The 12576-nt window shown below is 49.6% G+C and carries 8 protein-coding genes and 2 pseudogenes (1 of these 10 running past the window's edge); 7 read left to right on the plus strand and 3 right to left on the minus strand.

Features of this window, described 5'->3' with window-relative positions; genetic code table 11:
* Positions 1-91: 91 nt before the first annotated feature.
* A complete protein-coding gene (locus N685_RS0112380) occupies positions 92-2278 on the plus strand; it encodes an alpha-galactosidase (RefSeq protein WP_031408789.1) in 2187 nt (728 codons plus the stop codon).
* 60 nt (positions 2279-2338) lie between these two features.
* Here N685_RS0112380 and N685_RS0112385 read toward each other — a convergent pair whose 3' ends face one another.
* Both N685_RS0112385 and N685_RS18420 read right to left on the minus strand, forming a co-directional pair.
* Complete coding sequence (locus N685_RS0112385; protein WP_031408792.1) at positions 2339-3121, minus strand: EcsC family protein; 783 nt, start codon at positions 3119-3121, stop codon at positions 2339-2341.
* Positions 3122-3320: 199 nt separating this feature from the next.
* Positions 3321-4166, minus strand: a pseudogene (locus N685_RS18420) (transposase); the annotation flags it as partial.
* A gap of 42 nt (positions 4167-4208) precedes the next feature.
* On the opposite strand from N685_RS18420, the gene N685_RS0112395 reads away from it, so the two are divergent.
* From N685_RS0112395 to N685_RS0112425, 6 genes and pseudogenes are all read left to right on the plus strand, one after another.
* Positions 4209-5399 carry a C39 family peptidase gene (locus N685_RS0112395; RefSeq protein ID WP_031408794.1) on the plus strand — a complete coding sequence of 397 codons (1191 nt, stop codon included), beginning with the start codon at positions 4209-4211 and terminating at the stop codon, positions 5397-5399.
* Positions 5400-6053: 654 nt separating this feature from the next.
* A pseudogene (locus N685_RS18425) lies at positions 6054-7220 on the plus strand (IS256 family transposase).
* 272 nt (positions 7221-7492) lie between these two features.
* Positions 7493-8683 (plus strand): galactokinase, encoded by a 1191-nt coding sequence (locus N685_RS0112410; RefSeq protein WP_031408798.1) that lies wholly within the window; start codon positions 7493-7495, stop codon positions 8681-8683.
* Positions 8680-9666 (plus strand): UDP-glucose 4-epimerase GalE, encoded by a 987-nt coding sequence (galE, locus tag N685_RS0112415; protein ID WP_031408800.1) that lies wholly within the window; start codon positions 8680-8682, stop codon positions 9664-9666. Before N685_RS0112410 ends, galE begins: the two co-directional genes overlap by 4 nt.
* A gap of 2 nt (positions 9667-9668) precedes the next feature.
* Positions 9669-11195 (plus strand): UDP-glucose--hexose-1-phosphate uridylyltransferase, encoded by a 1527-nt coding sequence (gene galT, locus N685_RS0112420; RefSeq protein ID WP_031408802.1) that lies wholly within the window; start codon positions 9669-9671, stop codon positions 11193-11195.
* A 60-nt stretch (positions 11196-11255) separates the two neighbouring features.
* Positions 11256-12275, plus strand: coding sequence for a LacI family DNA-binding transcriptional regulator (locus N685_RS0112425; protein WP_031408804.1), 1020 nt, complete (start codon positions 11256-11258; stop codon positions 12273-12275).
* 19 nt (positions 12276-12294) lie between these two features.
* Here the strand turns inward: N685_RS0112425 and N685_RS0112430 are convergent, their stop codons facing one another.
* Positions 12295-12576, minus strand: partial view of an Hsp20/alpha crystallin family protein gene (locus tag N685_RS0112430; RefSeq protein ID WP_011231631.1) — the 3' portion only. 162 nt of this gene lie beyond the right edge of the window; the window shows 282 of its 444 coding nt (coding positions 163-444); the start codon falls outside the window, past its right edge; the stop codon is at positions 12295-12297.

A 12576-nucleotide genomic window follows, 5' to 3' on the forward strand; every position in this document is an offset into this window, starting at 1 on the left:
GTGCATAAGAACAAGCCAGTTTGCGCGCATTTGTCCGGTTGCGTTTTGTGTTCGCAGAGTAAAGAATCTTGTTTAGAAAGAGGATAGCGATATGGCAATTGTATTTGATCCAACCAATAAGACGTTTTATCTTAAAGCCAATGACACAACATATGTCATGCAGCTCGTCCGTTCCGGCTATTTGGCTCATGTCTATTGGGGAAAAGCGGTGCGCGATGTTCGGGGGGAGCGGAGGTTTCCGCGGCTGGACCGCGCGTTTTCCCCCAATCCCGACCCATCCGACCGCACGTTTTCGCTCGATACGCTGCCGCAAGAATATCCGGCCTATGGGAATACCGATTTCCGTGCCCCGGCGTATCACGTGCAGCTTGAGAACGGTTCGACGGTGACGGATTTGCGCTACAAGACGCACCGTATTTACAAAGGGAAGCCTAGACTGAACGGGCTGCCGGCGACATACGTGGAACACGAGAATGAAGCGGAAACGTTGGAAATTGTCCTCGAGGATGCGCTGAGCGGCCTAGAGGTCACGTTGCAGTATACCGCGTATGAAAAATGGAACGCCATCACGCGTGCGGCCCGTTTCGAAAACAAGGGGCGTGAGCGCCTAAAGCTGTTGCGGGCGCTCAGCATGAGCGTCGATTTCCCGTCTGCCGATTATGACTGGATCCATCTCCCCGGAGCGTGGGGGCGCGAACGCTGGATCGAGCGGCGCCCGCTTCTGACCGGTGTGCAGGCGGCCGAAAGCCGCCGCGGCGCGAGCAGCCACCAACAAAACCCGTTTATCGCGCTCGCCGCCAAAAACGCCGATGAGCATCAAGGTGAGGTGTACGGGTTCAGTTTTGTGTACAGCGGCAATTTCCTCGCCCAAGTCGAGGTGGACCAGTTTCACACCGCCCGTGTCTCGATGGGAATCAACCCGTTTGATTTCACATGGCTGCTTCAGCCGGGCGAGTCGTTCCAAACGCCGGAAGTGGTCATGGTCTACTCCGACCAAGGGTTAAATGGGATGTCGCAAACGTACCATGAACTGTACCGCACCCGCCTGGCGCGCGGCGCATTCCGCGACCGCGAACGCCCGATTTTGATCAACAACTGGGAAGCAACGTACTTCGATTTTAACGAAGAAAAACTCGTCAACATTGCGAAAACGGCAGCGGAACTGGGCATCGAACTGTTTGTGCTTGACGATGGCTGGTTTGGCGAGCGCGACGACGACCGCCGTTCGCTCGGCGATTGGATCGTCAACCGGCGCAAGCTTCCGAACGGCTTAGACGGGTTGGCGAAACAAGTGAACGAACTCGGGCTGCAGTTCGGCTTATGGATCGAGCCGGAAATGGTGTCGCCAAACAGCGAGCTGTACCGGAAGCATCCCGATTGGTGTCTCCATGTGCCGGACCGTCCGCGCTCTGAAGGGCGGAACCAGCTTGTGCTCGATTACTCCCGCCAAGATGTATGCGATTATATGATCGAAACGATCTCGAACGTGTTGGCGAGCGCTCCAATCACTTATGTGAAGTGGGATATGAACCGTCATATGACGGAAATCGGCTCGGCTGCCCTGCCGCCTGAGCGCCAACGCGAAACGGCGCATCGCTACATACTTGGACTGTATCGCGTCATGGACGAGATCACCTCACGCTTTCCGCACATTTTGTTTGAAAGCTGCTCCGGAGGCGGAGGGCGGTTTGATCCGGGGATGCTGCATTACATGCCGCAAACGTGGACGAGCGACAATACCGACGCCGTCTCGCGCCTGAAAATTCAATACGGCACGAGCCTTGTTTATCCGGTGAGCGCCATGGGCGCCCACGTCTCTGCGGTGCCGAACCATCAAGTCGGGCGAGTGACGCCGCTCAAGACACGCGGCCATGCCGCGATGTCGGGCAACTTCGGCTATGAGCTCGATATCACAAAGCTGACAGAAACAGAAAAACAAATGATAAAAGAACAAGTCGCGTTTTACAAGGAGGTGCGCCGCCTCGTCCAGTTCGGCACGTTCTATCGGTTGATAAGCCCGTTTGCGGGCAATGAAGCAGCGTGGATGTTCGTCTCCGCCGACCGCTCGGAAGCGCTCGTCGCCTACTTTCGCGTGTTGGCCGAGGCGAACGCGCCGCTGTCATACCTGCGCCTCAAAGGGCTTGACCCGAATCAAGACTACGAAATCGAGGGGCTTGGCGTTTATGGAGGCGATGAGCTGATGTACGCCGGACTCGCCGTGCCGCCTCGTGCGGGTGATTTTTTCAGCGCGATGTGGCGGCTGAAAGCCATTCGATAGGAGGGAATGGCGCCGCTTTCGCCTATGCATCATCCCGAAATCAATCGAACCCGGTGTCGTCTAGACATCGGGTTCCCATTGTTTGAGCTTCTCGATGATGCGCCGCTTCCGATAGAGCATCTTCCCGGTTTCGGCGATATCTTCCATAAACGATTTGTTAAACAGCGAACCGAAAATGACACCGATGATCGGCACGGCTTGAAACAGCTTTTTCCACCCGTATTGGTCGCGGAACGTCATCATCACTTCCCGCCAGCCTTGCAGCTCGGAAAATACCCGCTCACGCTGGCCGGTAAATGAAGCCAGCTCCTCTAAAATCGCTTTTTTCCCGACGATGTCCGCTGCGGCAAACTGCAGGCATTTGACGACAAACACGCGCTCTTGTTTTTCGTTTGGGTCGTATCCATAGATGATGGCGATTTCTTGCAGCGTTTTCAGCGCCAGTCCGAGCAGGGCGGGGATGTCCACCGCCAGCGTCAGCGCTCCGCCGATTCCGGTCGCCGCTCCTTGCAGTTGGGCGAACGTCACGCGCGCCTCGATCAATTCATCACAGACGCAATCCATCGTCTCAAGCGGCAAGTGCGGCACTTCCTCAAGCGACGTGACACCAAGGCGTTCCAATATGTTCTCTTTCTTCACTAAGTATTTTCCACCGTTTTGAATATAGCTTCCTAATTCGTCGAGCCATTGCCCGAGCTTTCGATGAACCATTTTTGGCGTCAGCTTGTCCAACACTTGAAACGGCAAGCGGCCGAGCTTTTCCCAAAACCAGAGGTCTTTTTGGGAGTGTTCCCACTGGTTGATCCGCTTCAATTCCTCTTGCAACTGTAGTTTTGCTTCCATTTTTGAAGGGCCTCCATGTTTTTTCTAGTTTTAGGATATATGGATTTTAATGAATTATACGGGTTAGGGGATGATTTTGTTTCAAGTAGTCCAACTATGTCCATCACTTGAAATAACAAACAAAAAAATCTTAAATACTGTAGATGAGCATTTTTCATTACAGTAATTTCCATTCCCTAAGAGACAAACAGGGTACCCCTTAGGCAACAGGGAGCTGTTTTTTGATCACATCAATGGGAATATTTTGCTTAGCAGCATCATAAATGAACTCCACGACGCTGTGTCCTTTCCGAGACCGAAGAAGCTTCAGTCCGGAAGAGAGGTCTTGTTGGGATTCCCCAATGCTGGATACGCAGGCGAACAGCACCACTGCCCCATACCGTTTCACCGCCCGAACGTGGCGAACGCGGTACCCGTCAAGCTTCAGCTGGTCTTTGGCCTGCCAGAAAACGTATTCGATCGTCCAGCGCTGGGCATCGTAATGCAAGATCTCTTCATCGCTAAGCTCCCGGTCGGTGCTCAAGACAACATGGAGATGATTCGGCGTCATCGGTTGATCCACCTTCCAAGCCAGCAGCACCACCGCATACTCGACGCCATGGATCGGTCCCTCGTAGCGATACACGCGGTAACGCTCCTTCCCCACCGTGACGAGGCGGGTGTCGTTGGGCTCGATATAGCGGGCGAACTCCTTTGCTTGGACGGCGATGCCTTTCGGATAGAGAATCCGGTTCGTCTTGAGCATGGCGATGACATGGAATCCTTGTTTCAGGCAGGCTTCGATGAGCGCTTGGGACGGATACCATGAATCCATGAGCACATACACCGGCTGAGCCCACTTCCCCTTGAGCGAAGAAAGCATCTCGATCGCCAGGTCGATTTTGCTTCTTCCCGCTGTCTTGTCATACAGACGAAAGGCGAACGGAAACGCTTGCGTGAAGGTGTGCACCATCAGGCAAACGAGCGAATGCCCCCAGACGGATGGATGATCTTTGTGCGAGTAGTGCCAATCACACCCTTGAATGGCGTGGGCGGCCCGTGTTGCTCATCTACAGTTATTACTATAATTGAAAAAAGGATGGTGTGTATGAAAAAAAGAAAGCTGATTTCTACCCTAATGTTAGGGAGCATTTTGTGCTTACCTGTAATCGCACAAGCTAATTCTCCGAAGCAAGAAATCTCAACACAGTCTATTTCTTATAATACTATCAGTGTTGAGGAGGCTAAAAAAGCCATTAATAATTTTATCAAAAAAAATGAACAGTTACATGATTTAAGAGACGGTAAAATTGTATTTAAAGAACATCTCTACGATATTGATGATACCGTTGTGGGATACTATTTCACTGTGGAATCCGAAAAGACAAAAGGCTATTTTATTACTTCAGCAGTTGATACAATAGATCCTATGATACAGTATGGTATAGATGTAGATCTAGAAGAAACTCTGAATAAAAAAATGAAAGATGAAAAAGTCTATTATTTCGGTGTAAACAAATTTAGCTTCGGTAAAAGTGGTAAGGAAGTAAAAGAAAAATTTGAAAAAGCTAAATCTGCAACATTAAAGAAATTAAAAGCCGAAAAAAAAGATGGAACAGAAGAGTATAAAAAAGTTGAAAAAGCACAATTAAAATCGTTGAAAAAAGGTGATAAGAGAAGCCCGGGTTGGGACGGGTTGTTGAAAGATAGTAGCGATGGAATGATATCTATCGCCGCTACAGACTATAAAGTATTAAGTGGCGTTGACCGTATCTATCAGCGTAGTTCCGGTATTAATAATCCGAGTTCAGCTTGTGGTCCAACAGTAGCCGCTATGATTATGGATTATTATCATGATGAGTTAGGTTATAATGTTCGAGATAACGCTTATTATGGCTCATGGGCAGCGTTAGTTAATCATCTTTATAATGAGATGGGGAGTACATGGTTAGGAACAACAATTACAATGTGGGCCAACGGTGCTCTTACACACGTTTACCATACAAGTAATGCTTGGAGCTCTAATAAAGTAACAGATGCGGTAGGGAATAGTTCCAAATTTATTGGTGCCATAGATAGCTACGACCCTGTTGCTATCCGTTTTGATTTATTTGACTCTGGTGGAGCACAAATCGAATATCATTTTGTTTGTGGAATTGGATATGATAAAAACGGTTCTTATGCAGGCGATTTACATGTTGCTTACAAAGATCCAGATAATGGTGCAGATAATACAGGTACGCACTGGTTTGATTGGACAGGTGACGACCAAGACATCGAATTTGCGTGGCTATCCTAAACATAATACAGCCCTTATGTTGATTAAGGGCTGTTTTATTATTAATATAAATTCGTAAAAATGGATAAGGAGGATTTATTTTGAAGTTATTCTCTAAACGGCTTATTATATCATTTTTAGTTTGTTTATTGATGTTATATCTAACGGAACTTTTTACGAAAGAGCCTCACGTAACTTCAGGTAACGGAAATCCGGGGCTTTTTATTATCATGTTAGCAGCATTTTCATTTTTGTTCTTTGGGATGGAGTTATGGAAAGTCCTCACTAACAAGAGCATTTCAAAGAGAGGTTTGTTGTCTATGAGTATTGGTTCATTCTGTATTTTAAGCATGTCCGCTTTTTTAGAAATTACATATGTTTTAGACTTAATTAAACAACTCGGAGGACCTCCATCTAACGTAAATTCTAAAATCTACCGTTTTAGCTGGATAAATCAATATACAAATACTTTTTACGTTAATGCTTATACGTTGTTAATCTTTATTTCAAGTATTCTTTTAATTTACTCCATACAAAAAATGTTTACAAAAGACTGTAGATGAGCAAATTGATGATGTATAAAATTTTGTGTAAAGCATTTTGCTAGAACAAAAGAAAAAAGGTAGGGTATTCTCTGATTGGACCAAAAATCTTAGAGAAAGGAGAACCCTACCTATGTCTAAAAGTATACCGAATGTAGACTGGGCAAATCAATTGGAAAATACCATTCGTCAGTTTGTAAAAGAAAAATTAGAACTGATCATGCGGGAAGAAATCAAACATTTCCTCGAAATCGAACAGGCTGGAACGCCAAACATGAGAAACGGCTACTATCAATGAAATCTAGATACGCAATATGGCCGAATTGAAGGTCTTTTGGTCCCAAGAGACCGAAACGGAGAATTTCAAACACAGCTGTTTGCCCCTTACCAACGACACACCGGCTGGCTGGAAGAAGCCATCATCAAGATGTATCAAAGCGGCATGAGTACACGGGAAATTGGCAAGTTTATTGAACGAATTTTAGGAAATGCGTATTCTCCCACGACGATCAGTCATATCACGGATGTGGTAAAGGAAGACATCGAGAAATGGCACACTCGTCCTCTACAAAAGCGTTATTCGGTCTTATATTTGGATGGTTTATATGTAAAACTTCGTCGCGAAACCGTGGAGAAAGAAGTCATTTATGTGGTGTTAGGGGTGAATGAAGAAGGGTATCGCGAAATTCTTGATTTCTTTGTGGGAGGACAAGAAAATGCCTATGTATGGCAGGAAATTCTTCAAAACCTTTACAAAAGAGGCGTCAAGGAAGTGCTTTTAGGGGTATTCGATGGACTACCGTGTCTAGAAGAAGCCTTTAAGGCGGTGTATCCGAAAGCCGATGTACAGCGTTGTGTCGTTCACAAAGTACGTAATACCTTAAATCGTGTTCGGAAAAAAGATCAATTCGAAGTGGCAGAGGATCTCAAACTGATTGATCGCGCACCGAATAAGGAGATGGCGTTACAGATGTTTCAACAGTTTGAATCAAAATGGTCCAGCAAGTATCCGAGAGAAGTCCAGTCTTGGGCGAATGAGTTGGATGTCCTCCTAACATTTATGGATGATCCAAGCAGTATTCGAAGTGTGATTTATACGACCAATGCCATTGAACGAACGATCAAGGAGATTCGGAAACGTCTCAAGCCGATGAACAGTTTGAGTAGTTTAGAAGCCGCTGAAAAAGTCGTGTATTTAACCATTCAAGATTTTAATGAGAAGTGGGCAGGGAGAAAGTTACGAGGATTTGCCGAAGCGCACGAAGTCCTTCAACGAATGTTTGAAGAACGTTATCATTAACCAAATACTGTAAATTAACAAAAATAGGGGGATTCTCCCTTTCCACACAAGAAACTGAATATTCAGTCTCCTGTGTGGAGAAAACCAGTCCCCTATCAATTCAAATCCATTTCAGAGAAACCCTACCCCCATTACATTACACAAAATTCTTGACAGTACCATTCTGAGTTACATGTCGAATAAGCAACCTAGAAAAAATTCTTTTTTATTGTTTTTTAGTAAAATTTATACTAAAATATATACTAGGAATTGATTGTTTAGGAGGCGTCATCATGGCTGCTAGTTTCGGCTTGACAGAAACCTTTAGAAATGTATTTGGTGGGGGTGAAAAACAGGTTCGTATCTTCTTCGCCCCCGGCCGCGTCAATTTGATCGGCGAGCACACCGATTACAACGGCGGGCATGTGCTGCCGTGCGCCCTTGCGATGGGCACGTATGCGCTTGTGCGGCCAACGAAAGAGCCGCTTGTGCGGATGTACTCAACAAACTTTTCGGAAACAGGTGTCATTACTGTCTCGTATGATGACTTGTCATACCGGAGCGAGCACGGCTGGGCGAACTACCCGAAAGGGGTTTTGGCCGCGTTCCAGGCGCTTGGCCCGCTGGAGACCGGATTGGATATTTTGTATAACGGTACGATCCCGAACGGCGCCGGACTGTCGTCATCGGCGTCAATTGAACTCGTGACCGCGGTGATGCTCAACGAATTGTTCGGGCGCGGGCTCGACCAGCTGGAGCTTGTGAAAATGAGCCAAAAGGTAGAAAATAAATACGTTGGCGTCCATTGCGGCATTATGGATCAGTTTGCCGTCGGCATGGGGAAACAAAACTGCGCCATCCTACTAAACTGCCAGACGCTTGAGTACCGCTATTTGCCATTGGTGCTTGACGATTGTTCGCTCGTCATCGCCAATACGAACAAAAAGCGCGGCCTGGCGGACTCGGCGTACAACGAGCGGCGGGCGACGTGCGAAGCAGCGCTTGCCAAGTTGCAAAACGTGCGCAACATCGCCTCGCTCGGCGAGCTGACGAGCGCAGAGCTGGATCAATACGCTCACCTTCTTTCCCCGCTCGAACAAAAACGGGCCCGCCATGCGGTGACGGAAAACGAGCGGACGCTTGCGGCGGCCGGGGCGCTTGAGCAGGGAGACCTTGTTCGTTTTGGTGAGCTGATGAAGCAGTCGCATTTGTCGCTGCGCGACGACTATGAAGTGACAGGCATCGAGCTCGATACGCTCGTTGAGGCGGCATGGGCGCACGAAGGAACGGTCGGGGCGCGCATGACCGGAGCCGGGTTCGGCGGCTGCACGGTGAACATTGTAAAAAAAGCCTATGTTCAAGACTTCATTGAACGGGTCGGAAACGCGTATGCCGAAAAAATCGGGTACGAAGCAAGCTTTTATGTCGTTGATGTTGGTGACGGGGCGAAAGAACTCACGGAACTGGAGGAGATGTGCCGATGATTTTGGTTTGCGGAGGGGCAGGGTATATCGGCAGCCATGCGGTATACCGTCTGCTCGAAAAAGGGGAAGAGGTCGTCGTTGTCGATAACTTGCAGACGGGGCACAAAGAAGCGGTTCACCCTGATGCAGTGTTTTGCCAAGGCGATATTCGCGACCGCGACTTTTTGCGCGGCGTGTTTCGCCGGCACGACATTGAGGCGGTCATTCATTTTGCGGCGAACTCATTGGTCGGTGAAAGCATGGAAGAGCCGCTGAAATATTACGACAACAATGTGTACGGCACACAAGTGCTGCTTGAAGTGATGAAGGAGTTTGATGTCAAACAAATTGTTTTTTCTTCCACCGCCGCGGTGTATGGGGAGCCGAAACAAGTCCCGATCGTTGAAACCGATCCGACGGAACCGACGAATGCATACGGAGAAACGAAGTTGGCGATGGAAAAGATGATGAAATGGGCGGATCGCGCCTACGGCATTCGTTCGATTTCGCTTCGGTATTTTAACGTTGCCGGAGCGTACGGCACGGCAATCGGCGAGGACCATGATCCGGAGACGCATTTGATTCCGTTGATTTTGAAAGTGCCGCTCGGCCAGCGCGAGGACATTTCCATTTACGGTGATGACTACGATACGCCCGACGGCACATGCATCCGTGACTACATTCATGTGCTCGATCTCGTCGATGCCCACGTTTTGGCGCTTCATAAACTGCGGAACGGAGCGGCCAGCGACGTGTACAATTTAGGCAACGGCAACGGCTTCAGCGTCAAAGAAGTGATTGAAGCGGCGCGGCAAGTGACCGGTCATCCCATTCCCTCCCGCGTTGTGGCGCGGCGTCCGGGCGACCCCGCGAGACTTGTCGCGTCATCGGAAAAAGCAAAGCGCGAGCTTGGCTGGGAGCCCAAATTCCCATCCATTACGGATATTGTCGCATCGGCGTGGGAATGGCACAAAGCACGGCCGAACGGCTATCGAGGTGTGTGACAATGGAAACGATTTTTGCGGCGATTGAACAACTGATTCATTATGCCAAGCAGCGTGGTCTTTTAATGCCGGAAGATGCGGTGTACGCGCGCAACCGCCTGCTGGCAACGCTCCGACTCACTGAATGGCAGCCTGTCGAGGTCAAGGATACTCCCTTGGCCTCGCCGGCTCCAGTGTTGGACGCCATGATCGATTGGGCGTATGAACAAGGATTGTTGGAAACGAATACAACGACCGAGCGCGATAGATGGGATGCGAAACTGATGGATTGCGTCATGCCCCGGCCGTCGGAAGTGATCCGCGCCTTTTACGAGCGATACCGCCGCGACCCGCAGGAGGCGACGGACTGGTTTTATTCGCTGAGCCAATCGTCCAATTACATTCAAACGGCGCGCATCGCTCAAAACCAGCAGTGGAAAGTGCCGACCATCTACGGCGAATTGGATATCACCATTAATGTGGCGAAACCGGAAAAAGACCCGAAGGAAATCGCCAAAATGAAAGGAGCACCGTCATCCTCGTACCCGAAATGCGTGCTGTGCAAAGAAAATGAAGGGTATGAAGGAACGTGGAGCCACCCAGCTCGTTCCAATCATCGGGTCATCCCGATCACGTTATTGGATGAACAGTGGTATTTCCAATATTCTCCCTACGTGTATTATAATGAACATTGCATCGTCTTCCACGCCGAGCATGTGCCGATGAAAATGGAGCGGAAGACGCTGGAACGTTTGCTTGATTTTGTGGAACAATTTCCACATTATTTTATCGGCTCAAACGCTGACTTGCCGATTGTCGGCGGCTCGATTTTAACACACGATCATTTTCAAGGCGGGCGCTATCCGTTTGCGATGGAAAAGGCAGAGATCGAGGAATATATTGATCTCCCTTCGTTTCCATCACTGACGGCGGGGATTGTCCGCTGGCCGATGTCGGTGATCCGCTTAACCGGGGCGAAAGAGGACGTGCTGGAGGCGGCGGTGCGTCTGTATGAGGTGTGGCGGGCGTACAGCGATCCAAGTGTCGAGATTATCGCTTACAGCGGCGATGTCCCGCACAATACGATCACCCCGATCGCCCGGAGGCGCGGCGATTTGTTTGAGTTGGACATCGTTTTGCGCAACAACCGAACATCGGCAGAGCATCCGTACGGCATTTTCCATCCGCATCAGGAACTGCATCATATCAAAAAAGAAAATATCGGCTTGATCGAAGTGATGGGGCTGGCGGTGCTGCCGGGGCGGCTGGCCTCGGAACTCGAAGCGTTGGCCGACTACCTTGTGCATCGGACGAAAAAAGAAGACTGGGATGAGACAATGCGTAAACATTGGCATTGGTGCGAAGCCATTCGCTCGGCCTACCCGGACATCACGAAGGAAAATGTCCATGACATTTTGCGCTACGAAGTCGGACAACGGTTTGTGACCGTATTGGAGCACGCTGGGGTGTTTAAGCGGGACAAGCGAGGAAGGGACGCGTTTCGCCGCTTTCTTAGCCATGCGGTGGAGAAGATGTCGTCTTTTGTATAAATGGGGCGAAAAAACGCGTTTCATATGAAACTGAAGGAAGGGAGGGATCGCAAACAGACTATGGCCACGTTAAAAGAAATTGCCGAAAAAGTCGGCGTCTCCGTCGCAACCGTGTCGCGCGTGCTCAACTACGACACAACGCTATCCGTCTCCGACGAGACGAGAAAACGCATTTTTGAAGTCGCCCAAGAGCTGAACTACAAAACATTGCGGGAACGGAGCCAACAGGCGCGTGAATCATTTCGCTTCGGGCTCATTCACTGGTATTCGGAGCATCAAGAAATCGACGACCCGTATTATATGGCGATCCGCCTCGGCGTGGAAAAAGAATGTTTTGACCGCGGCATCGAACTCGTCAAATTGTTTAAACAGAACGGCGCTTATCCGATTGAACGGATGAAAGGGCTTGATGGCATCATCGCCGTCGGGAAATTCGGTCCGAACGAAGTGAGCGCCTTTGCCGAAGGGGCGAAGCAAATCGTCTTTGTCGACTGCTCGCCTGATGAACGGCGGTTTGACTCGGTCGTGATCGATTTGCGTCAGGCGACGATTGCAGTGCTGGACTACTTGCTTCAGCTTGGGCACACGAAAATCGGGTATATCGGCGGCCGTGAATATGTTGACGGGGAAACGCCAATTCGTGATGAGCGGGAAACAGCGTTTTACGAATATTTATATGTCAAGGGGATACACGATTCGCGCCATGTATGGATTGGCTCCTTTACGGCCGAGGATGGCTATCGGCTGATGAAAGAGGCGATTGCCAAAGGGGACTTGCCGACAGCGTTTTTTATCGCCAGCGATTCGATGGCCATCGGCGCTTTGCGCGCGTTGCACGAAGCGGGCATCGCCGTTCCGGAAGAAGTGGCCGTTGTGGGGTTCAATGATCTTCCGACCGCCGCCTTTCTTCACCCGCCGCTTTCAACGGTGAAAGTATACACAGAATTTATGGGTGAAACAGCGGTAGAGATGCTCGTTGAACGGTTGACGACCAACCGAACCATCTGCAAGAAAGTCGTCGTGCCGACGGAGCTCGTCATCCGCGCCAGCAGCGAGGGACGTGAAAAGGGGAGCGGTTGATCAACCGCTCCCTTCCATATTAGTGGAATTCAATATCAACGCGTTTTTTCGTTCCTGTTGTTGTTTTCGGAATGTGAATGTCGAGCACGCCGTTTTTGTACGTCGCGCGAATGTTTTCCGTCGCCGCATCAGCCGGCAGGGTGATCGAACGTTGGAAGCGGCCGAAGAAGCGTTCGCGCCGGTGCATTTGTTCTTCTCTTACATCGTGGTGGCGTTGAATCGTACCGCTGATGGTCAACATGTTGTTCTGCACGTCAATGTGCACATCTTCTTTTCGCTCGAGACCCGGCAAGTCGCACGA

The sequence above is a fragment of the Geobacillus vulcani PSS1 genome (genome assembly GCF_000733845.1).
GTDB classification, from domain to species: Bacteria; Bacillota; Bacilli; order Bacillales; family Anoxybacillaceae; genus Geobacillus; species Geobacillus vulcani.

What these genes read in the sequence shown, in the direction of transcription:
- N685_RS0112425 (WP_031408804.1), top strand. Translation starts at nt 11,256, where the DNA reads ATGGCCACGTTAAAAGAAATTGCCGAAAAAGTCGGCGTCTCCGTCGCA.
- N685_RS0112380 (WP_031408789.1), top strand. Translation starts at nt 92, where the DNA reads ATGGCAATTGTATTTGATCCAACCAATAAGACGTTTTATCTTAAAGCC.
- N685_RS0112385 (WP_031408792.1), bottom strand. Translation starts at nt 3,121, where the DNA reads ATGGAAGCAAAACTACAGTTGCAAGAGGAATTGAAGCGGATCAACCAG.
- galT (WP_031408802.1), top strand. Translation starts at nt 9,669, where the DNA reads ATGGAAACGATTTTTGCGGCGATTGAACAACTGATTCATTATGCCAAG.
- galE (WP_031408800.1), top strand. Translation starts at nt 8,680, where the DNA reads ATGATTTTGGTTTGCGGAGGGGCAGGGTATATCGGCAGCCATGCGGTA.
- N685_RS0112395 (WP_031408794.1), top strand. Translation starts at nt 4,209, where the DNA reads ATGAAAAAAAGAAAGCTGATTTCTACCCTAATGTTAGGGAGCATTTTG.
- N685_RS0112410 (WP_031408798.1), top strand. Translation starts at nt 7,493, where the DNA reads ATGGCTGCTAGTTTCGGCTTGACAGAAACCTTTAGAAATGTATTTGGT.